Origin of the sequence: Thermococcus peptonophilus (genome assembly GCF_001592435.1) — an archaeon.
Lineage (GTDB): Archaea > Methanobacteriota_B > Thermococci > Thermococcales > Thermococcaceae > Thermococcus > Thermococcus peptonophilus.
This window is the reverse complement of sequence record NZ_CP014750.1, coordinates 326,477-345,778: the sequence shown is the minus strand read 5'-3', so window position 1 is coordinate 345,778 and position 19,302 is coordinate 326,477. Positions and strand designations below refer to the sequence as shown.

The window sequence follows — 19,302 nt, the reverse complement described above, 5'->3', positions numbered from 1 at the left end:
TTTAAAATTTTTTAATACTAATCAAAAATTTAATAAACTCCAAGGGGGTGTTAGTATGTAATGCTCCCCTATAATCAGGGGTGATGTTCAATGATGTCCATTGAATTTGAGATTCCCCTTGATCTCCTCAATGACGTTATGGATTACATTATTGAAGAAGATGCCAAACTCCAGTGGGTTCGCTACTCCAAGAGGACGAATTCAGTAGTGGTACGGGTTTTGATCTCCGCCGAAGTTGTTGAGCAGTTCCTCTTCGGACTTGCGAAGGTTGTTATGATCCCCCTGGAGGTTACAATAGTTGAGGAAAAAATCGGGGAAAGGTTAATTCACGAGGCTTTTCTGTTCAGCGTGGAAGTTTCTGAGGGGATTTACCCAGTTTTTGTTCTCCTGTACTATAACGTTAGCAAGGTTTATCCAGATAAGATAGTAGTCGGGACGCTAGCAGAGGCCCCCCAGGAACTTATAGATGCTGTACTCTCTAGGACAGTTGGCAAGCTCAGACTCCTGGACACGGAGAAGATCAAAAGCACAGTGGAGAACGGGGTGCTTTTAATATACCTGCGAGCTAACCTGCCATTAAACGGGGCCGGTGCTGGTGTCATTTAGCCTGTTTTGGGCAAGGTCTTTAACCCCTTCTTCTAACTACCCACGGTGATTCAGATGCTCCATCACGTTAAGCTTATCTACGCGACCAAGAGCAGGAAGCTTGTTGGGAAGAAAATTGTGCTGGCCATCCCCGGGAGCATAGCGGCGGTGGAATGCGTCAAGCTCGCCAGGGAGCTGATACGTCACGGTGCGGAAGTTCATGCGGTCATGAGCGAAAACGCGCAGAAGATAATCCACCCCTATGCTATGGAGTTCGCGACTGGAAACCCTGTAATTACCGAAATAACGGGCTTTATCGAGCACGTCGAGCTTGCTGGGGAACACGAGAACAAGGCCGACCTGGTTCTCGTCTGTCCCGCGACGGCCAACACCATATCGAAGATAGCCTGCGGAATTGACGATACTCCAGTTACAACAGTTGTGACGACTGCCTTTGCCCACACTCCTATAATGATAGCTCCTGCCATGCATTCGACGATGTACGACCACCCAATAGTTAAGGAAAACATCGAGAAGTTGAAAGGGCTTGGGGTGGAGTTTATAGAGCCGCGCTTTGAGGAGGGCAAAGCGAAAGTTGCTTCAATAGATGAAATAGTCTACCGTGTGATCAGGAAGCTTCACCCTAAGAGCCTGGAAGGGAAGCGCGTTCTCGTCACAGCAGGCGCGACGAGAGAGTACATAGACCCGATACGATACATAACCAACGCAAGCAGCGGAAAAATGGGAGTGGCGATGGCGGAAGAGGCGGAGTTCAGGGGTGCGGAGGTAACGCTCATACGTACCAAGGGCAGCGTCCAGAGCTTCGTGGAGAACCAGATAGAGGTCGAGACAGTTGAGGAGATGCTTGAAGCGATAGAGAGCGAGCTGAAAGACAAAAAGTATGACGTCGTTGTCCTGGCTGCGGCCGTCAGCGACTTCAGGGTGAAGAACAGGGCGGACGTGAAGATAAAGAGCGGTCAGCCGCTCCTCCTTGAGCTTGAGCCGACGCCGAAGATAATAGACCGCGTTAAGAAACTCCAGCCTGAGGTGTTCCTGGTCGGCTTCAAGGCGGAGACAGGTCTCAGCGAGGAGGAGCTGATAACCGCCGCCAGGAAGCAGATTGAACGCGCCAGTAGCGATCTCGTCGTAGCAAACACCCTCAAAGCCTTTGGAAGCGAGGAGAACGAGGTTATCCTGGTCGGGAGGGACTTCACCAAGAAGCTCCCAAGAATGAGCAAGCGCGAGCTGGCGGAGAGGCTCTGGGACGAGATAGAGAAGAGGCTTTAGTTCGTTCGTTTTATCTTTGATTCTGACTTACTTATTTTAAAAACGTGGGGGGAAGTTTTTTAGCGGCACCTTTTGAACTTCCATCGGTGTACAAAATGAACGTAGAAATACCGAACTACGGAGAAGTCCAGATAGAGGCCGTGATCTTTGACCTCAACGGCACCCTTGGAGAGAGGGGCAGGGTTGATGAAGAAGTCAAGCACCTCCTTGAGAGGCTGGCAGATAAGTACACCGTCGTCGTGATAAGCGCCGACACCTTTGGCACACTGGAGGAAGAGCTTGGAGGTCTCCCTGTGAGGATTGAAAAGGCCTCAAACGCTGCCGAAAAGGTTGAGATAGCAAGGGGCTACTCCCCATATGCAGCGGTTGGCAACGGCAACAACGACGTGGCGATGCTTGAGGAGGCCGAGTTGGCGTTCTGTGTCATCGGAAAGGAAGGTGCCACTGTTGATGCCATCCTAGCGAGCGACATAGTTGTAACAGACGTTAGAGATGCCATAGCGATGCTCCTCGACGAGAAGAAGCTCATAGCGACGCTGAGAGGGTGAGGTGGTAGCGTTTGGAGTACAGGACGCTGAAGGGCGTCGGCACTGCCCAGCTAATAATTAGGAAGTCTGTCTTCATAGGTTATGCTTCTCCAGCGAACACCGAGGAGGAGGCGAAGGATTTTATAGCGAGGATAAAAGCTCACCACAGCGATGCGACCCACAACGTTTCGGCCTATCTCATCAACGACGGGAAGAACTTCGCGGTCAGGCATGATGGCGATGGAGAGCCAAAAGGCTCGGCTGGAAAGCCCGTCCTCAAGGTCATCCAGAACAAAGGGCTGAGCAACGTTGTAGTCGTGGTTACGCGATACTTCGGCGGGATAAAGCTCGGCTACGGTGGTTTGGTCAAGGCCTACAGCGATGCGGCGAGCTTGGCAATAGAAAACGCGGGAATCGTTGAGGTCTACGAGACGGAGCGCTTCGAGGTGACTTTTCCTTACAACCTCTTTCACACGGTCAAAAGTACAGTTGAGGAGAACGGCGGCAGGGTTGTGGGAGAAGAGTACGGGGAGCTCGTGAGGTTCACGGTCGAGACGAGGAAGGGCGAAGCAGAACCTCTGATAGAGCTTTTAACTGAGAGGACGAGGGGAAGAATAAGGCTAAAGCCGCTGTTTATGAGGAGCTTTTAGCTTGCTCATTCTCTCTACTGTTCTCCAGGATTTTCTCCCACACCCTTATGGCCAGCCATTTGTCCAGAAACTCGTTGAATGTTCCACACTTCGGTGAGAGGACACAGACGGGACAGCCGTCCTTGCAGGGGCAACCCCTGAGGTGTTCGAGGCTCTTCTCCATTAGCTTCTCGGCGTTCTCGTAGATTATATCAGCCAAACCTGCACCGTTCTCGTTGCCGTCGTAGATGAAAACGACCGGCTTTCCAAAATAGGGCATCCCCGGAAAGCTCTCGTAGCTGTAGCCGCCGAGCTCCCTGCTGTCTACGTAGGTGAATATCGGAGCTATCTTTATCATGTTGTGCTCTATCGCGTGGAGCGCGCTTCCGATTCCGTCCTTGCTGTCCGCCATCTTCTTTATGGCAAAGGCGAGCTCCTCATCCTGAATTCCGGCCTTCTGGAGGGCATCACCTATTGCCTTCCTTATTATGAAGCTCGTGGCGCCGAGGTAGAGCGGGAAGAGCTTTCTCCTGTCAAGGCTCTCGTATATTTGGAACGCCAAATCCTCAAACCCCTTCTCGGCCGCCCTGCCAAAGAACTCCCTGAACTCCACCTCCATCAGTTCTCGTATATCATCCGGGAAGACGAGCCATATTCCCTCGGTTTCGAACTCCCTGACGTAGGGCTCCTCGAATTCCACTTTTGCGAATTTCTCCCAGTTGAGTATCGAGAAGTCTTCCTCCGTCTCAACCCTCTCACCCGTCGTCGGAGATGAGATTTCGCCCTTGAGTATGCCATCTTCCTTCAGCTTCACCAGTTCGCCTACGTAGTTCCCTGTGTCAAGTCCCTTGACGGCAAATCCCGTGTAAACGTGCCTGACGCGGAGCCTTCCTAGCCCTATCTCAACGCCCTTGTAGGCCTTCTTTGCTCTCTCTTCCAGTATATTGACCTCTTCCAGCTTCCTCGCGAAGGTCTCGACGTCCCAGAGGCGGTTGAGTTGCTTCGCAAATATGAAGTGGAACTTTCCGATGCTGGCTCTTTCTTTAGTCATGTAGAGCTTTCCCCTTGAGAAGTAAGCCATTCCAGGTAAGAGCGAGCGGTGGTATTCGTCTTCATCAATTTCTTCAATGATGTAGCCCTTCATCTTGAGCCAGTTTATGAAGTTAAGGAGCTCCCGGAGGGAGGACTTCTCCACCAGCTTCGTCCTTATCCACGGCTCGTCCTTCACGAGGAAGAAGCTCTCGTCGCTTGCTGTCCTGAGTGAGGAGTACTCAAAGGCAGGTCTTCTAACCCTGACCTCAAGCTTCTCCGTGAGTGGGTTCTTCTTGAGGTCGGCCTTCCTCTCGATAACAAGCTTTTCGGCGATTCTCCTCTCAAACTCATCCAGCTCGTCCCAATCAACTATTCCAAGCTCGGTAAGGAGGTAGTGGAGGTGCTTCTCCGCTATGCGCTCGTTGTCAACTTTGACCGGCATGTACTCGATGATGCCCTTCTCAAGCCTCTCGACGAGCTCATCGAAGTGCTCGCGGTAGTAGTAATCGAGGCCGTTCTTTCTCAAAACAACGCCGTTGAGGGCTTCCCTGTCGGCGCTTCTCCCAGCTCTCCCAAAGCGCTGGATCAGGGAGAACAGCCCGTCGGGAGGGATGCCGTAGTTTATAACCGCGTCAAGGTCGCCTATGTCTATCCCGAGTTCGAGGGCGTTCGTAGTTAGGAGGGCAAGTAATTTCCCGTCCCTGAAGTCCCTCTCAACTTCCCAGCGGACGTTTTTCGGCAGGGTGCCCTTGTAGGTCGTCACCTTTGAGAAGACAGGAGAGTTGAGGAGAAAGCGCAGGGTCTTCTCGGTGCCCTTCCTGCTGTCGAAGAAGACGAGGGTCTTTATTCCTTTACTCACTAGCCGCTCTATCACTGCCCTCAAAAGCTGTTTATCATCGAGGTTCTTCGGCTCGAAGAGGACGAGATACCTCCGCGGGAACGGGTTCGTCGCTTGGGTTACCGGCTCGAATTCCATTCTGAAGATCTTCTCCGCAAACTCCTTTGGGTTTCTCAGCGTGGCGGAGAGGACAATTATCTGCGGCTTCACCCCAAGGTGTTTGAGCCTGAAGAGCAGACGCCTGAAGAGCCACGCCGCATTGCTCCCAAAGACCCCTCGGTAGACGTGGAGTTCGTCGACGACGAGGTACCTGAGGTTCCGGAGGAGCCACTCGTAGTCTCTCCACCTGCGCAGGATGTTGTAGTGGAGCATATCGGGCGTAGTGAAGACCACCCTCGGCCTCTCGCGGAGGAGCCTCCTCCTCTCTTCCCACGGAACATCCCCCGTTAGAATCCTCGCAGATACGAGCTTTCCAGTTATACGATAGAACGCAAGGTTCGCCCTCTGGAATTTCTCGAGCTGGTTGTTTATGAGTGCCCGCGTGGGGTAAACGAGGAGGTAGGTCTTCCGTGGATCTGAGAGGTAGGAGTCAAAAATTGCCAGGCGGAAGATTTCGCTCTTCCCGCTGGCCGTGGGCGTTGTAACGACGATGTTCTTGCCAGAGTAGAGCTTCTCCAGGGCCTCAACTTGGTGATTGTAGAGGGAAAAGCCCAGCTCTTCAACGAGGGCGTTTATTTCAGGGTTTTTGAACGTGAACTCCCTAAACTCACCTTCTCTCGGGGGAAAAACGTGGACTCTCACGATCTCTGACTTCAGCGGTTTGAGGACTTCAAAGAGGGACATGGGTTAGAATTGGAACTGCGGTTAAAAAATAAAGCGGTTTGGAAGTCACTCTTCGAAGGGCCACAAAACAGCATTTGGAACCGCTTGCCTAGTAATACTCGTTTAAGGAAGTTACGCTCTCGAAGAGGTTCTGGCCGTCGAACATGTAGAGGACAGGATAGCTCTTGGATCCTCTCTTAACTGTGGTTCGGGAAGTTTTGAAGCAGTGTAAAAACAGAGCATCAATAAAAACTAAACCTGACAATTACGCAATATTTTTATACACCAAAGTACAAATTTGTTGTGACAGCTTTTCCAGGTGTCTGCCAATGGTAGTGAAGAGGGAAATGACCCGGAAGTTTTTGGAGGATGCTTTCGCGGGCGAAAGCATGGCTCACATGAAGTACCTTATCTTCGCTGAGCAGGCAGAGAAGGAGGGACTTCACAACATAGCCAAGCTCTTCAGGGCTATAGCCCATGCCGAGTTCGTCCACGCTAAGAACCACTTCATAGCCCTCGGCAAGCTTGGGAAGACTCCCGAGAACCTGCAGATGGGAATAGAGGGCGAGACCTTTGAGGTAGAGGAGATGTATCCAGTCTACAAGAACTCCGCCGAGTTCCAGGAGGAGAAGGACGCGGTGAGGACGACCCACTATGCCCTTGAGGCTGAAAAAATACACGCCGAACTCTACAAGAAGGCCAAGGAGAAGGCCGAGAAGGGAGAGGACATTGAGATAAAGAGGGTATACATCTGCCCTGTCTGCGGCTACACGGCCGTTGATGAAGTGCCCGAATACTGTCCAATCTGCGGCACTTCAAAGGACAAGTTCGTGGTGTTCGAGTGAATCTTTCGATTTTCCTTTTCACAGGTTTGAGACGCAAACCTTATAAGGTATGACTAATAACGTTAAAACGGTGAAAGAAGATGGCGAAGTGGAAGTGCATGGTTTGTGGGTACATCTACGATGAGGATGAGGGCGACCCCGACAGCGGGATAGCCCCGGGAACCAAGTTCGAGGACCTTCCGGATGACTGGGTCTGCCCGCTCTGCGGCGCTCCCAAGGACATGTTTGAAAAAATTGAGTGAGGTGGTGGAAGATGCTTAGCCAGACCATAAAGAGTGGAGACTGGAAGGGTGAGAAGCACGTCCCTGTTATAGAGTACGAGAAGGAGGGCGACCTCGTCAAAGTCGAGGTCAGCGTCGGCAAGGAGATTCCCCACCCAAACACCCCGGAGCACCACATTGCCTGGATAGAGCTCTACTTCCACCCGGAGGGGGAGAACTTTCCCATAATGGTTGGCAGGGTCGCCTTCACAAACCACAGCGACCCGCTCACCGAACCGAGGGCGGTCTTCTTCTTCAGGACCCGGAAGAAGGGCAAGCTCTACGCCCTCAGCTACTGCAACATCCACGGTCTCTGGGAGAACGAGGTCGCGCTTGAGTGATTACTATCTTTTTTCCTCTCGTTTCTTCTTCTGGAATATTTTTTTGGAGTTTACGCAGGTTTAACTATGAATTTGTAAGTTTCTGCGGTTCAGGATAACATTTATTAGGTATTAGGCGACATTGTTCCTGGTGGTAAGTACTATGGGTCGGCGGATTTCGACGGGGGTTGAAGGCCTCGATGAGATGCTCAACGGCGGCCTCATTCCCGGGAGGGCTTACCTCATAGAAGGGGGCCGGGAGCTGGAAAGACAACCCTCGCAATGCACTTTATTATGGACGGGTTCAAAAACGGGGAGAAGTGCCTTTATGTCACGCTAGAGGAATCGGTCTCTTCTCTAAAAGAGGAGAGGATATGAAGAATTTTGGATTCGATCTTGACCATCCGAACTTAAAGCTTGTTGACGCCACCCCAGTTGGGAAAAAGAAGAGCATATTTGCGGATGTTATGTACCGGGACTTTGCGGTCAGCTTTGAGAAACTCACAGAGGCAATAGGCGAAGAGCTCAAAGCCGAAAACTACTCGAGGATAGTTATAGACCCAATAACTATGCTCAAGCTCACGATTAAGGATGAACTCGAGTACAGGAGGACATTCATGGCGTTTCTTAAGGTTGTGTCAAGCTCAACGCCACGGTTGTGTTCACCTCGGAGATGTCCAACAGTGATATTGAGGAGTACCTCGTGAGCGGGGTAATAGAGCTTAGGGTGCTCGAGCAGAATGGAAAGCCCCTCAGGGGCATCAAGATCAGGAAGTTCAGGGGGAGCTCCTTTGACGAAGAGATTAGGCCCTACAAGATAACCGACAGTGGCATAGTTGTGTACTGGCGTGAGTCCCTACTCTGAAAAATGAATGCCGGCAGGGAAGAGAAATGAAGCTGGGGGTTCCAAAGCTCGACGAGCTCCTCGGAGATATTGAACCGGGGAGTACACTGCTCCTGTTCACCGTTGGAGACCTTGGAGTGGACATCTTCTTCAACTTCCTCAAGGCCAACGAAGAGAGGGCAATGATATTTGCAACACCCCAGATCAAGCGCTTCCTGTTTGACAAGAGGAGTATAACGAAAGCTAAGTTCATCGTTCTCGGGGAGGAGGTTAGCCCGGAAAACCTCTTTGAGACAACTGATATAGTTAGGAAATTAGCAAAGGATAGCTACATAGGCGTGTTCTTTTTCCAGCCCCTCTTCCTTTTTCATCCAGTCGAAGTAGTTCAGAGGTTCTTCGCTCAACTCACGGAGATAGCACTTGAACGTCGTTTTATACTTCTTGCAATTCTCGACAAGAGGTTCCTCAAGGAAAGGGAGATAGCGGGCTTTGAGGCCAGCGCCACCCATGTCATCGAAATATCCGAGACAATCTCAGGGTTTGCGATAGTTAGGGGGATAAGGGTGAAGAAGTTCCCCTCCGGTGTAAGCGGGTTCTACCGGTTGATTTCAGGGACGGAGAGGTTACCGTGGGTGAGGCCCTTGGATGAGGGAGCTTTAGTTTACCTGCTGGTAATGTTAACGATGGCGACAGCGTTTTGGTACTTCTCTCTGACGCTCAAAAGGCTGGAGAGGTGCTTGAAGGGGTGTAAGAAAGTTCTTGGGTTCCATATTATCGGACTCTCCCTTGCCTTGTTGTCGCTAGCTCTCTGGAAGTTTAACTATCTCTCATCACTCCCACCGTATATTTTCCACGTTGGGGCCATAACTGGAAGCGTTCTTTACATATACCCTGCGGTGAAGTCCGGATGGCTCAGGCTGGAAAAAGAGCTTACCGCCCAGATCACAGCCCTGCTACTTGCGGTTCCCGTGTTCTTCCCGTTTATTTCGTCGAACTTAGAGGAAATTACTATATTTATCGCCATTTTCCAGTCCCTTGTACTGATGGTAATACGATGGTTCTACTCAATGAACATGCTCACAACCTTCGAAAAGAAAAACCTCCGCACGGCGGCGTGGCTCATAGTCCTGTCCGGATGGTTGAGGCTCTACCAACTGACCCATGGGAGCGCCTGCCTTTATTACACCGCGTTCCTTTCCCTGTTTATCCCATCAGTGTTCCTCCTGTACTCAGCCATAGTTGTCTATGAAAGGATCTCAAGGTGGTTGTGATGGGGTGCTGGATCACTGGATTACCTGATTTCATACTCGCGATCTTCGCCATTGTTGGATTCTCCTCAAGCAGGAATCCGGTACTGCACCGTTCCCCATGGGCACTGGGCGCAGGTGTTTCCCTTTTCATTACTTCCATTCTTGAGGCTGTTGGGATCACATTCTTCTGGATTTCAGCTCTAGAGTTCTTCATTATCCTGATCGCTGCAACCCAAATAGAACGTTTCGTCTCGATCAATACAGGCAAAAAGCCGCTGTACTGGCTTTTCGGGATGATTACCCTTCTGACAGTCTTCACGGCAATAGTCACTGAAAACCCCACCTACTTTGAGGCTGGTCTTCTCACAGTCCTTGGCACGGCGGCGGTAAGGTTCAGCTCAACGGGGATGCTCTTCGGAACGGAGATTAAGCTCCCCCTGCTCACCGCGGGGGCGATGGCATTCTTATCAGCACTCTCACTCGTTCCAGGCTTCAGGATGCTCTCTGCCTTCCTGTATACAGGAGCACTTATCCTCCTGATACTGACGATAGCAGAAAATATTATGGGTATTACCTGATGGTCTACTACGTTCTCAAAATCTTTATCCCGTGGGATGTCTCCTGGATGAACACTAAGTTTATTACCACCCACAGCACTAGTTCATAATGGACAAAACTCAACTGGTGATAATTAATGGATCTCTATTTCGGAATAATGGCCGTGGGCGGTTTAATGACTCTTATGGGCATAGTCTTAACATGGAACCTGTCAAGGCTTGTTGAGAAGTTTAGGGTCGGGAAGGGGAAGCTCTCATGGCTTATCCTCCTCGGGGGTTTGATTACTGCTATGGGGTTCATGCCTCTGATCCTGAGCGAAGGGGGACATCTGGTAGTTTGGGCACTTATAATCGGCCCGGTTCTCATTGGGTACGTCCTTTCGGAGAGCGGACTCGTCAGGGCGACTCTGGAAATGCTGCTGCAGGTATCTCTCGCGGTGTTCTCCCTTGTTTTTATGGGAGGGGACTATCTGGCTACTGCCGAGGTGTTTTCAGCCATATCCATAATCCTCCTGATGAATGCAGTGGCGTCCTATGTCCACTGTCCATCCAACATATCACGGATTTCACGGGCCGCGGCGTGGCTCTTCACGCTCTTTGTCCTTCTGAACGCCAGAAGGCATGGTACTGCGTATATTCCTATTCTGTACCTGCTCTCCCAGCTCCTCTGGCTCTATGCCCTTGTGAAACTGCACTTAGTTGCGAAAGATAAGTTCAACAAAACTGGTCAGGAAAGCTTATAACTGTGCAAAAGAAATTCCAAACGGTGAAGGAAAATGAAGGTTTACATGCCCGACCGAGAGTGGCCCGAGCCATACAGGGCCGTTCTGGATGAGCTTGCAAAGATAACCGACCCTATAACTGGGGGCGACATCCTCGACTCCGGCGTTGTTGCTGGCTTAGAGGTCACGGAGGATACGCTCAAAATCTGGCTCAACTTCGAGAGCCACGCCGAGTACAACATAACCGGCGAGAGCGCCATAGCCTATTCAAAGATCATCGGCGACATAATAGAGCGCTTTGCCCTCGTGAAATTCGAGAACGTCTACGTGTTTGACCTAAAGAACAATCCAGTTGGGGTCTTTGAAAACAGGGGGAGGTACAGGGCCGAAGACCTTGGAGGCGGATGATTTGGGGCTCTTTGGGGTCTTCAAAAGGACCGATAAAAAGCCCAAGCGCGGCCCTAGGGAAGACCTTCCGCCAGAAGTCCAGCGGGTGGTGGATGTTCTCAAATCGGTCATAGACCCCGAGACGGGCCTGAACGTCGTCGAGGAAGGTCTCGTTTACGGCCTGACCGTTGAGGGCAAAAGGGTTCAAGTTTTCCTTCTCTTAGCACGTTCGACGCCCGACTGCCACTTCTGCCAGGCTTTAGCTATCAACGTCCAGCGGAGAATTTTAAGAGACACGATAGAGGTCCTCAAAAAGAAGAGTTTAAGAGGGTTGAGATATATAATGAGATTGGACTACTGCTCGATGAATGGGGTGATAAATATGGTTCCACCTGAGCTTGAAGAGGGGCTCCCCCTCGAAAAGATGAAGGACTTCCCCCTTGAGGAGCTCCTTGGGATGGCCATTAAGGCTGAGATTGGTGCTAGAAAGTTCTACGAGAGCCTCGCGGAGAGGATTGACATACAGGAGCTGAGGGAAAAGATAGAGTGGCTCGCCGGAGAGGAGAAGAAGCATGAGGAGCTTTTGAGGAAAATCTACGCCAACATGTTCCCGGGGAAGGAGGTCGTCTTCCCGAAGGAGCACATAGGACCGGAGCTCCAGCCAGTAACGAGGAAGCTGGAGGGGATTCAGGACGTCATAGACCTCATCCGCTGGGCCATGAAGGCGGAGGAGATAGCGGCACAGTTCTACGCCAAGCTTGAGGAGATGGTTGATACAGAAGAGAAGAAAAGGCTCATGCGCTACCTCAGCGACATGGAGTGGGGCCACTACTACAATCTCAAGGCCGAGTACGAGCTCCTCCTCGACTGGGAGATGTACGGCCAGATGATGCACGTTGGCCCCTGAACCTTTTTATCTTAACGCATTAATGCAATGGGGGGAAAGATTTATAAAATTCGATAGTCCCAATGTTTTTAGGTGGGCCTAACAATGCTGGAAGGGTTCATAGCTAATTTATCCTCATGGCTACTCAGCATTTCGGGTGGCAGTCTCTTAATGGTTGCAGTCTATGCCGGCATATTCGTTGCTTTAATGACAACCTTTGGTGCTCTGCTCGCGATTTTCGCCAACAGGATGCCAGACTGGGGCGTTGACGTAAGCCTCTCATTCGCCGCTGGAGTGATGATCGTTGCAAGTTTTACCAGCCTTATCCTCCCCGCAATAGAATCAACTGGAAAATTTACCCCCGCAGGAGTTGGAATTCTCCTCGGTGTTCTGCTCATTTACATCATAGACCGCTTCGTTCCCCACGAGCACCTCGTCAAGGGCTATGAGGGGCCGAAAGAGTTCAAAGAAAAACTCAGGGTTGTGTGGCTCATAGTCCTGGCGGTAATCATTCACAACCTGCCGGAGGGAATGGCAGTAGGAACTTCGCTAGTCTACGACCTAAAAACAGGGTTGATAACAGCAATAGCCATCGGAATCCAGGACTTCCCTGAGGGAACCGTTGTCTCGCTTCCCCTTGCGACCCTCCAAAAGAAGCGCCTTATGCCCATTGTTATGGGCGCGCTAAGCGGTGTTGCCGAGATGGTGATGGTAATCCTCGGAGCGTTCCTCTTCACGGTTTTCCACTCCCTCCTGCCCTACGGGCTCGGAATGGCAGGCGGAGCAATGCTCTACGTGACAGTGAAGGAGATGATACCGGAGATATACAGGAGGGAGGAAAACGAAACGCTGGTCACTCTCGGCTTCTTTCTGGGCTTCTATGTGATGCTGTTCCTTGATTCCATGCTCGGTTGATTATCTCGTTTTTCTTTTCCCTTCTGAAGTCCAAGAGCAAATCTAGAAAGAAGATAATAAGAGCCTGAGAATTGGAGGACTAGAGATCAATCCTCCCCAAAAATTCTATCCACGAACCACTTCTCATCGAAGGGCCTTAGGTCTTCGTAGCCCTGTCCAACGCCGACGAAGAGTATGGGCGCGCCGATTGCGTGGCTTATGCTCAAAGCCGCTCCTCCCCTCGCATCTGCATCGAGCTTGGTGAGTATAACCCCGTCTATCCTCACAGCTTCGTTGAACTGCTTTGCCTGTTCGACAACGGCGTTACCTCCGAGCGAGTCCCCGACGAATATCACCAGGTCGGGCTTAGTGACGCGGACGATCTTCTTCATCTCGTCCATAAGGTTCCTGTTCAGTTCGTTTCTTCCCGCTGTGTCTATCAGGACGACATCAATTTTCCTCGCCTTGGCGTGCTGGATGGCGTCGTAGGCGACCGCAGCAGGGTCTGCGCCGTAGTCGTGCTTGATGACCTTGACGCCGACCCTCTTCGCGTGCTCTTCAAGCTGTTCTATAGCCCCTGCTCTGAAGGTGTCGCTGGCCGCTATTACAACACTGAACCCGTTCTTTTTGAGCCAGTGGGCGAGCTTCGCTATGGTTGTGGTCTTTCCAGATCCGTTGAAGCCCACGAAGGCTATGACGAAGGGCTTCTCCTCTTTCGATTTTACCATCTGAAGCAGATCAATTTTCTTTTCGGGGGTTAGAATTTCGAGAATGACATCCTTCAGGGCCTCTTCTATGATCTTGCCCTTGTTGGTACCTATCCTGACCTTTCTCCCCACAAGCTTTTCTTTAATCTTCTCGCGGAGGGCCTCGACGGTCTCAAGGGCAACATCCGCCTCAAGGAGTTCAAGCTCAAGCTCGTCAAGGGCATCTTCGATGTCTTTCTCCTTTATCTCCACCTGGAGGAGCCTTCCAAAGAATCCGGGTTTTTCTTCCTTTGCTTCTGTGGATCCTTGGACAGCCGTTGAATGTTTCTCCTCTGTCGTTGATACTTCAACGGCCTTTTCTTCCTCTTCTATCTTCTCCTCGACCTGCTTTGTGAACTTTTTGAGCTTCTCCCTTAGTTTTCCGAACATGCTCATCACCTGTAAAGTGAGCTTGCGGAGGTTATATATCATTATCGGCCTCAGCGATAGCTGGTGTCCTCACCGCTCGGACCCGAAGCCACTCATCACGGGCCTTTTCTCCGGATGAACTCCCTGGACTCAACTACTCTGCCACCTTCAATGCGATACAGCCTTATAACCTCTGCCCCAAGGGTTTCCCTGCGGTAGGCGAGGAGGTAGTCTATGAAGTTCCGTATCTGATAGCGAGTTATTGAGTCCCCTACGTATTTGGTCTCATAGAGGAGAATGAGCTTGTCCCGATTTTCTTCCAGCCAGTCATAAAGTCTTTCCCGTTCTTCTCTCGAGCGCGACAGGGGGTTTAATATGAGGTACGCATCAAAGCCTGGATTCTTCAAGGGGTCGCCGATGAAGACTTCTCCATCAACGACGAAGGGGAGCCCTTCCGCCAGGATTTTGTAGCCTTCCCTAGCCCATTCATTGAGGAATATCCTCGCTATTCTCCGGGGGCTCCCGGTCATCAGGATTCGCCCGGATTTGACATAAACGAGGTCGCTCAGCCTCATTCCGATCAGAATTACTTCTTGTATAGAGTTAAAAAGATTTGCCCGCTTTGTGAAACATTTTCTAAAAACGCTCCAAGTTGCTGAAAAGTCGTTGAACATCCCCGGGGCAAATTAGCAGACCACAAACTATATATTCCCCCCTAGACCCACACCATAATGACAAAACCTTCCAGGGGTGTTCCCATGAAGAAGAGCGTATTGGCAGTTTTCCTTGTGGGCTTGCTGGCCCTTAGCGTCTTCGCAAGCGGTTGTATCGGCGGAGGGGGGGAGGAAAAAGAAGCAAAAGCCGGCGCAATCGCCATCGTCTATGACGTTGGTGGTAGGGGCGACCTAAGCTTCAACGACATGGCCTACATCGGCGCCTCTAAGGCCGCCAAGGACTTCAACCTCGAACTTGTTGAACTCCAGAGCAACAGTGAAGATGACTACATAAAGAACCTCGAGACCCTCGCCAAGCAGAAGAAGTACAAGGTTATAATCGCGGTTGGTTTCATGATGACCGACGCCGTTAAGGCCGTCGCTGACAAGTATCCCGACCAGAAGTTTGCAATCATTGACGGCTATGTCCCGGACAAGCCGAATGTCATGAGCATCCTCTTCAAGGAAAACGAGGGTTCAGCCCTTGCAGGTGCTCTCGCCGGCCTTATTGCCGCCAACGACGGCAAGAACAAGGTCGGTATCGTCCTCGGCATGGAGATACCGGTTCTCTACAAGTTCGAAGCCGGATACCGCTTCGGTGTCAAGTGGGCCGAGGACTACTACAAGCAGAAGACCGGAAAGGATGTTAACATTGATGTCCTCTACCAGTACACGGGCTCCTTCAACGATGCCGCCAAGGGTAAGGCCGCCGCCCAGGCCCAGCTACAGCAGGGTGCCTGGGTCATCTACCAGGTCGCAGGTGGAACCGGTCTCGGTGTCTTTGATGCAGTCAAGGAAGTCCTTGACTCACAGGGTAAGAAGATGGGGCCGCCGTTTGCCATTGGCGTTGATTCTGCCCAGGACTGGATCAAGCCGGGAGTTATAATAGCCAGCATGATGAAGCGCGTTGACGTCGGTGTCTACAACGCTGTTAAGGCCGCTGTCGAGGGAACCTTCAAGGGCGGAATAGTCGAGCTCGGCCTCAAAGACAACGGTGTTGGACTGAGCACCGTTGACGATGTCATGGCCATGTTCAACTCCCTTCCGGAGGAGACCCAGAAGAAGAAGCTCCAGGAGCTTGGATTTAACAGCAAGGAGGAACTTCAGCAGTACCTCGAGAACACCAGGAAGCAGGTTCCCGACTGGATATGGCAGGCGGTTGACGAGCTCAAGCAGAAGATAATCAGCGGCGAGATCAAGGTACCCGCTCCGATGGACAAGGATGGCATTGAGAAGGTCAGACAGGCCAAGACCTGGCAGGAGATGGAGAAGCTGGCCAGCTGATTCTTTCTTTTCTTCTTCAACTTTGATAGGGGGGTTGTTCTGTGGGCGAGGAAAAACGGCCAATCATCGAGATGAAGGGCATCGTTAAGGTTTATCCCGATGGAACAAAGGCCCTTAAAGGCGTTGATTTGACCGTTTATGAAGGTGAGATTCTGGGTCTTCTTGGTGAGAACGGTGCTGGAAAGACTACCCTCATGAAGATTCTCTTCGGCATGCTCAAACCCACATCCGGTAAAATCATCGTTAAGGGTGAAGAGGTCCACTTCAAGAGTCCTTCCGATGCCATAGCCAAGGGCATTGGCATGGTTCACCAGCACTTCACCCTCGTTGACGTCTTCGATGCGCTCCACAACATAATCCTCGGCATGGAGGGGCATGGACTGTTCTCCAAGATAGACGTCGAAAACGCGAGGAAAAAGCTCCAGAAGCTCATGGACGAGCTGAACTTCCGGGTTCCGCTCAATGTCCCCGTTGAAAACCTCCCAGTTGGGGTTCAGCAGAGAATTGAGATACTCAAGATGCTTTACAGGAATGTTGATGTCCTCATCCTCGACGAGCCAACGGCAGTCTTGACTCCAATAGAGGTCGAGGAGCTTTTCAGGGTTCTCAGACAGCTCAAGGCCCAGGGGAAGACGATAATCTTCATCAGCCACAAGCTCAACGAGGTAATGGAGATAACCGACAGGGTCACGGTCATAAGGAGGGGCGAAGTCATTGGAACGGTCAACACGAGCGAGGCAACGCCGCAGCTATTAGCGAGGATGATGGTGGGAAGGGACGTGGTTCTGAGGCTCGAAAAGCCGCCAGCACAGCCTGGGAAGTCAGTACTCCGCGTCGAGAACCTCTGGGTCAAAGGAGACAGGGGAGAGGATGCAGTTAAGGGTCTGAGCTTCGAGGTCAGGGCGGGAGAAATATTTGGAATAGCCGGCGTTGAGGGCAACGGACAGACCGAGCTTATCGAGGCCATCACGGGGCTTAGGAAGGTCGAGAAAGGAAAGATCCTGATGGAGGATAAGGACGTCACCGGGAAGACCCCCAAGGAGCTCTACGACCTAGGTATGGCCCACATTCCAGAGGACAGGACGCACATGGGTCTCGTCCTTGACATGACAGTCACCGAGAACTCCATCCTCGGCCTTCACTGGCGGAAGAAGTTCCAGAGGTTCAGGGGGGTGATTCACTGGGGCAGAGCCAGGAAGCACGCAAAGAAGCTCATAGAGAAGTTTGACATCCTCGCCCCCGGAACCGAGGCCCCGGCAAAGGCCCTCAGCGGCGGAAACCAGCAGAAACTCATAGTTGCAAGAGAGGTCAGCAAGGAGCCGATTCTCATCATAGCGTCCCAGCCAACAAGGGGTGTTGACGTAGCATCAACTGAGTACATCAGAAACTACCTGATAAAGCTCAGGACTGAGGGAAAGGCAGTCCTGCTCGTCTCCGCCGACCTCGACGAGGTTCTCCAGCTGAGCGACAGGATGGGAATAATGTACGAGGGCGAGTTCATGGGCGTTGTAAAGCCCGAGGAAGTCACGATAGAGGAGATAGGCATGATGATGGGGGGCATCAGGTATGAAGAGCTCAGGAAGTGAAATCCTCAGAAAGCTCAACGTTAAGGCCTTCATCGAGAGCCTGATAGCGATCTTCGTGGGCTTCATCATCGGTGCGATAGTGATGTACGCCTTCGGGTACGATGCCATCAAAGCCTACGAGGGCCTTTTCACTGGGGCACTTGGCTCCATAGACGGTATAGCAGCGACCCTGGACTACTCAACGCCCATAATGCTCACAGCCCTGACTTTTGCCATTGGTACGAGGACGGGAATCTTCAACATCGGTGCTGAAAGCTCCTTCTACTTCGGGGCAATAGCGGCGGTGATCTTCACCAACCTCTGGGACAACATGTGGTTTGGTCTCATCATGGGAATGGTTCTGGGAGCTCTTTGGGCGCTTCCCGCTGCCGTTCTCAAGGTCTACCGCGGTGTTCACGAGGTTATATCGACCATCATGCTGAACTGGATAGGCTGGTACTTCGTGCTTTACCTCATAGTCGGCCCCTATGCCAATCCTCAGGATCCAAACAAGACGATAAGAATTCCGGAGGCGGCCAGACTGCCGCTTATAGGCGACACAACTCTATCCTGGGGCTTTATTATAGCCGTTATCGCGGCCATCTTCACGTACTTCCTGCTCTGGCACACTGGACTCGGCTTCGGCATGCGCGTAAGCGGGCAGAATCCGAGAGCTGCCGAGTACGGAGGCATAAACCCGAAGATGGCTGTAATGTGGTCGTTCATAATAGGCGGCATTATGAGCGGCCTTGGAGGGGCGATAAAGATAATGGGCGGCTATCCTGGCTACGCGATAAGTCAGGGCGGCGCGAACATCTACGGCTTGGGCTTTGATGGAATAGGCGTTTCCCTGGTCGGCAGGAACCACCCGCTCGGGATAATACTCTCAGCGATATTCTTCGGGATGCTCAGGGCGGGTACGTCGACGATGCAGGCAACTGCTCAAGTCCCCCTTGAAATCGTCAGGGTCATTCAGGGAATTATAGTCATTACCGTTGCAGTTCCCGGGCTCCTCGACCTGATTAAGAAGGCCTTCGGGAGGGGATCACAATGAACGTGGCGGACATATTTGGTCCTCTCATCCTGTCCCTTATGGCGATGGTTCCCATAGTTCTCACAAGCGTCGGCGCGGCCTGGAGCGAGCGGGCAGGAGTGGTCAGCATAGGCTATGAGGGAGTCCTGCTCATGAGCGCATTCTTCGGCGGCATATTTGCAGAGATGAGCGGTCATGCGACGATAGGCCTTCTTGGTGGACTCATAGTGGGCCTGCTCCTGGGAATGCTTCACGGCTTCCTCACTGTCTACCTAAAGGGCGACCACGTGATTCCGGGCATAGGCATAAACCTTCTCGCCGCCGGTGTTGTCCCATTCGGAATCCTTGCCTACTGGGGAACGGCCGGCCAGCACCAGCTCCCCTTCAAGCTCTACCACTGGAGAACACAGTACGGCGAGATAAGCCCTATGGTTCCAATAACGATAATCATAGCTGTGGTTACATGGTGGGTGCTCTTCAAGACCCCGCTCGGCCTGAGGGTCAGGGCAGTCGGTGAGAACCCGGAGGCGGCGGATGCCCTCGGTATAAACGTCGAGAAGTACCGCTTCTGGTCAACGGTCTACGGCCACGCCCTGGCGGGGCTTGCTGGAGCGTACATGAGCGTTGACTGGCTCGGTCTCGTCCACAAGACGATGTCAGGAGGAAGGGGCTTCATAGCGCTCGCAAACATGGTATTCAGCAACTGGAATCCGCTGGTTTCACTCATCGGCGGCTGGCTCTTCGGTTTCTTCGACGCACTGGCAACGTGGCTTGCTCCAAAGCACATAATCCCAGGACAGTTCATCCTGATGCTGCCCTACATAATGACACTAATCATCGTTGCGGGAATAATAGGAAAGGCAAAACCGCCGAAGGCTGACGGAAAACCGTACAAGAGGGAGTGATA

Annotated in this window: 23 protein-coding genes and 1 pseudogene; 21 read left to right on the top strand and 3 right to left on the bottom strand. The window is 51.9% G+C overall.

All coding sequences use genetic code 11. The features are described from left to right. The first annotated feature begins 90 nt into the window (after positions 1-90). From A0127_RS01735 to A0127_RS01720, 4 genes are all read left to right on the top strand, one after another. Positions 91-606: a hypothetical protein gene (locus A0127_RS01735; protein ID WP_062387180.1), complete on the top strand. Its 516-nt coding sequence runs from the start codon at positions 91-93 to the stop codon at positions 604-606. Between the two features lie 54 nt (positions 607-660). Continuing rightward, positions 661-1,872 carry a bifunctional phosphopantothenoylcysteine decarboxylase/phosphopantothenate--cysteine ligase CoaBC gene (gene coaBC / locus A0127_RS01730; RefSeq protein ID WP_062387177.1) on the top strand — a complete coding sequence of 404 codons (1,212 nt, stop codon included), beginning with the start codon at positions 661-663 and terminating at the stop codon, positions 1,870-1,872. Between the two features lie 95 nt (positions 1,873-1,967). Then, positions 1,968-2,420, top strand: coding sequence for an HAD family hydrolase (locus A0127_RS01725; protein ID WP_062387174.1), 453 nt, complete (start codon positions 1,968-1,970; stop codon positions 2,418-2,420). A gap of 11 nt (positions 2,421-2,431) precedes the next feature. Then, positions 2,432-3,049 carry an IMPACT family protein gene (locus A0127_RS01720; RefSeq protein ID WP_062387171.1) on the top strand — a complete coding sequence of 206 codons (618 nt, stop codon included), beginning with the start codon at positions 2,432-2,434 and terminating at the stop codon, positions 3,047-3,049. Here A0127_RS01720 and A0127_RS01715 read toward each other — a convergent pair. Then, the gene (locus tag A0127_RS01715) at positions 3,033-5,741 is read right to left on the bottom strand and encodes a DEAD/DEAH box helicase (protein WP_062387166.1); all 2,709 of its coding nucleotides are present in this window, start codon (positions 5,739-5,741) and stop codon (positions 3,033-3,035) included. The genes A0127_RS01720 and A0127_RS01715 overlap by 17 nt on opposite strands. 308 nt (positions 5,742-6,049) lie before the next feature. Here A0127_RS01715 and A0127_RS01710 point away from each other — a divergent pair, with 308 nt between their 5' ends. The 13 genes and pseudogenes from A0127_RS01710 to A0127_RS01665 all read left to right on the top strand — a co-directional run bounded on the left by A0127_RS01710 (position 6,050) and on the right by A0127_RS01665 (position 12,706). Further along, a complete protein-coding gene (locus A0127_RS01710; protein ID WP_062387162.1) occupies positions 6,050-6,565 on the top strand; it encodes a rubrerythrin family protein in 516 nt (171 codons plus the stop codon). A gap of 80 nt (positions 6,566-6,645) precedes the next feature. Further along, on the top strand, positions 6,646-6,807 hold the full coding sequence (gene rd, locus A0127_RS01705; RefSeq protein ID WP_062387158.1) for a rubredoxin: 162 nt from the start codon (positions 6,646-6,648) through the stop codon (positions 6,805-6,807). Positions 6,808-6,818: 11 nt separating this feature from the next. Next, a complete protein-coding gene (locus tag A0127_RS01700) occupies positions 6,819-7,166 on the top strand; it encodes a class II SORL domain-containing protein (RefSeq protein WP_062387155.1) in 348 nt (115 codons plus the stop codon). A gap of 261 nt (positions 7,167-7,427) precedes the next feature. Continuing rightward, a complete protein-coding gene (locus A0127_RS10850) occupies positions 7,428-7,523 on the top strand; it encodes a hypothetical protein (protein WP_331710451.1) in 96 nt (31 codons plus the stop codon). After that, positions 7,520-7,852: a hypothetical protein gene (locus A0127_RS10845; RefSeq protein ID WP_082781373.1), complete on the top strand. Its 333-nt coding sequence runs from the start codon at positions 7,520-7,522 to the stop codon at positions 7,850-7,852. Before A0127_RS10850 ends, A0127_RS10845 begins: the two co-directional genes overlap by 4 nt. Beyond that, the gene (locus tag A0127_RS10840) at positions 7,819-8,010 is read left to right on the top strand and encodes an RAD55 family ATPase (RefSeq protein ID WP_082781372.1); all 192 of its coding nucleotides are present in this window, start codon (positions 7,819-7,821) and stop codon (positions 8,008-8,010) included. Before A0127_RS10845 ends, A0127_RS10840 begins: the two co-directional genes overlap by 34 nt. Positions 8,011-8,036: 26 nt before the next feature. Then, complete coding sequence (locus tag A0127_RS01690) at positions 8,037-9,260, top strand: hypothetical protein (RefSeq protein ID WP_062387152.1); 1,224 nt, start codon at positions 8,037-8,039, stop codon at positions 9,258-9,260. Continuing rightward, positions 9,260-9,817 (top strand): hypothetical protein, encoded by a 558-nt coding sequence (locus tag A0127_RS01685; protein WP_062387149.1) that lies wholly within the window; start codon positions 9,260-9,262, stop codon positions 9,815-9,817. The genes A0127_RS01690 and A0127_RS01685 overlap by 1 nt, the downstream gene beginning before the upstream one ends. Before the next feature lie 116 nt (positions 9,818-9,933). Continuing rightward, positions 9,934-10,539 (top strand): hypothetical protein, encoded by a 606-nt coding sequence (locus A0127_RS01680; RefSeq protein ID WP_062387146.1) that lies wholly within the window; start codon positions 9,934-9,936, stop codon positions 10,537-10,539. A 33-nt stretch (positions 10,540-10,572) separates the two neighbouring features. Continuing rightward, complete coding sequence (locus A0127_RS01675) at positions 10,573-10,926, top strand: iron-sulfur cluster assembly protein (RefSeq protein ID WP_062387143.1); 354 nt, start codon at positions 10,573-10,575, stop codon at positions 10,924-10,926. An 85-nt stretch (positions 10,927-11,011) separates the two neighbouring features. Next, positions 11,012-11,116, top strand: a pseudogene (locus A0127_RS10835) (iron-sulfur cluster assembly protein); the annotation flags it as partial. 171 nt (positions 11,117-11,287) lie between these two features. Then, positions 11,288-11,812 carry a ferritin family protein gene (locus tag A0127_RS01670; RefSeq protein ID WP_062390814.1) on the top strand — a complete coding sequence of 175 codons (525 nt, stop codon included), beginning with the start codon at positions 11,288-11,290 and terminating at the stop codon, positions 11,810-11,812. A gap of 84 nt (positions 11,813-11,896) precedes the next feature. Next, positions 11,897-12,706 (top strand): ZIP family metal transporter, encoded by an 810-nt coding sequence (locus tag A0127_RS01665; RefSeq protein ID WP_062387141.1) that lies wholly within the window; start codon positions 11,897-11,899, stop codon positions 12,704-12,706. An 86-nt stretch (positions 12,707-12,792) separates the two neighbouring features. Here A0127_RS01665 and ftsY read toward each other — a convergent pair whose 3' ends face one another. Both ftsY and A0127_RS01655 read right to left on the bottom strand, forming a co-directional pair. After that, entirely contained in the window at positions 12,793-13,821 is a 1,029-nt protein-coding gene (gene ftsY, locus A0127_RS01660; protein ID WP_062387140.1) for a signal recognition particle-docking protein FtsY, read from the bottom strand. A 95-nt stretch (positions 13,822-13,916) separates the two neighbouring features. Beyond that, positions 13,917-14,375 (bottom strand): hypothetical protein, encoded by a 459-nt coding sequence (locus A0127_RS01655; RefSeq protein ID WP_062387137.1) that lies wholly within the window; start codon positions 14,373-14,375, stop codon positions 13,917-13,919. A 183-nt stretch (positions 14,376-14,558) separates the two neighbouring features. Between A0127_RS01655 and A0127_RS01650 the strand changes: the two genes are divergently transcribed. From A0127_RS01650 to A0127_RS01635, 4 genes are all read left to right on the top strand, one after another. Next, positions 14,559-15,797: a BMP family lipoprotein gene (locus tag A0127_RS01650; protein ID WP_062387134.1), complete on the top strand. Its 1,239-nt coding sequence runs from the start codon at positions 14,559-14,561 to the stop codon at positions 15,795-15,797. 71 nt (positions 15,798-15,868) lie between these two features. Continuing rightward, positions 15,869-17,383 (top strand): ABC transporter ATP-binding protein, encoded by a 1,515-nt coding sequence (locus A0127_RS01645; RefSeq protein ID WP_062390812.1) that lies wholly within the window; start codon positions 15,869-15,871, stop codon positions 17,381-17,383. Next, on the top strand, positions 17,364-18,416 hold the full coding sequence (locus A0127_RS01640; protein ID WP_062387131.1) for an ABC transporter permease: 1,053 nt from the start codon (positions 17,364-17,366) through the stop codon (positions 18,414-18,416). The genes A0127_RS01645 and A0127_RS01640 overlap by 20 nt, the downstream gene beginning before the upstream one ends. Continuing rightward, positions 18,413-19,300, top strand: coding sequence for an ABC transporter permease (locus tag A0127_RS01635; RefSeq protein ID WP_062387128.1), 888 nt, complete (start codon positions 18,413-18,415; stop codon positions 19,298-19,300). The genes A0127_RS01640 and A0127_RS01635 overlap by 4 nt, the downstream gene beginning before the upstream one ends. The last annotated feature ends 2 nt before the right edge of the window (positions 19,301-19,302 follow it).

Bases quoted from the DNA above. Each gene is read 5' to 3' on its own strand.
- A0127_RS01735 (WP_062387180.1), top strand. From the start codon at position 91: ATGATGTCCATTGAATTTGAGATTCCCCTTGATCTCCTCAATGACGTT.
- A0127_RS01655 (WP_062387137.1), bottom strand. From the start codon at position 14,375: ATGAGGCTGAGCGACCTCGTTTATGTCAAATCCGGGCGAATCCTGATG.
- A0127_RS10840 (WP_082781372.1), top strand. From the start codon at position 7,819: ATGTCCAACAGTGATATTGAGGAGTACCTCGTGAGCGGGGTAATAGAG.
- A0127_RS01685 (WP_062387149.1), top strand. From the start codon at position 9,260: ATGGGGTGCTGGATCACTGGATTACCTGATTTCATACTCGCGATCTTC.
- A0127_RS01690 (WP_062387152.1), top strand. From the start codon at position 8,037: ATGAAGCTGGGGGTTCCAAAGCTCGACGAGCTCCTCGGAGATATTGAA.
- A0127_RS10845 (WP_082781373.1), top strand. From the start codon at position 7,520: ATGAAGAATTTTGGATTCGATCTTGACCATCCGAACTTAAAGCTTGTT.
- A0127_RS01640 (WP_062387131.1), top strand. From the start codon at position 17,364: ATGAAGAGCTCAGGAAGTGAAATCCTCAGAAAGCTCAACGTTAAGGCC.
- A0127_RS10850 (WP_331710451.1), top strand. From the start codon at position 7,428: ATGCACTTTATTATGGACGGGTTCAAAAACGGGGAGAAGTGCCTTTAT.
- A0127_RS01680 (WP_062387146.1), top strand. From the start codon at position 9,934: ATGGATCTCTATTTCGGAATAATGGCCGTGGGCGGTTTAATGACTCTT.
- coaBC (WP_062387177.1), top strand. From the start codon at position 661: ATGCTCCATCACGTTAAGCTTATCTACGCGACCAAGAGCAGGAAGCTT.
- rd (WP_062387158.1), top strand. From the start codon at position 6,646: ATGGCGAAGTGGAAGTGCATGGTTTGTGGGTACATCTACGATGAGGAT.
- A0127_RS01645 (WP_062390812.1), top strand. From the start codon at position 15,869: ATGAAGGGCATCGTTAAGGTTTATCCCGATGGAACAAAGGCCCTTAAA.
- A0127_RS01675 (WP_062387143.1), top strand. From the start codon at position 10,573: ATGAAGGTTTACATGCCCGACCGAGAGTGGCCCGAGCCATACAGGGCC.
- A0127_RS01635 (WP_062387128.1), top strand. From the start codon at position 18,413: ATGAACGTGGCGGACATATTTGGTCCTCTCATCCTGTCCCTTATGGCG.
- A0127_RS01710 (WP_062387162.1), top strand. From the start codon at position 6,050: ATGGTAGTGAAGAGGGAAATGACCCGGAAGTTTTTGGAGGATGCTTTC.
- A0127_RS01700 (WP_062387155.1), top strand. From the start codon at position 6,819: ATGCTTAGCCAGACCATAAAGAGTGGAGACTGGAAGGGTGAGAAGCAC.
- A0127_RS01725 (WP_062387174.1), top strand. From the start codon at position 1,968: ATGAACGTAGAAATACCGAACTACGGAGAAGTCCAGATAGAGGCCGTG.
- A0127_RS01650 (WP_062387134.1), top strand. From the start codon at position 14,559: ATGAAGAAGAGCGTATTGGCAGTTTTCCTTGTGGGCTTGCTGGCCCTT.
- A0127_RS01715 (WP_062387166.1), bottom strand. From the start codon at position 5,741: ATGTCCCTCTTTGAAGTCCTCAAACCGCTGAAGTCAGAGATCGTGAGA.
- A0127_RS01670 (WP_062390814.1), top strand. From the start codon at position 11,288: ATGGTTCCACCTGAGCTTGAAGAGGGGCTCCCCCTCGAAAAGATGAAG.
- A0127_RS01665 (WP_062387141.1), top strand. From the start codon at position 11,897: ATGCTGGAAGGGTTCATAGCTAATTTATCCTCATGGCTACTCAGCATT.
- ftsY (WP_062387140.1), bottom strand. From the start codon at position 13,821: ATGTTCGGAAAACTAAGGGAGAAGCTCAAAAAGTTCACAAAGCAGGTC.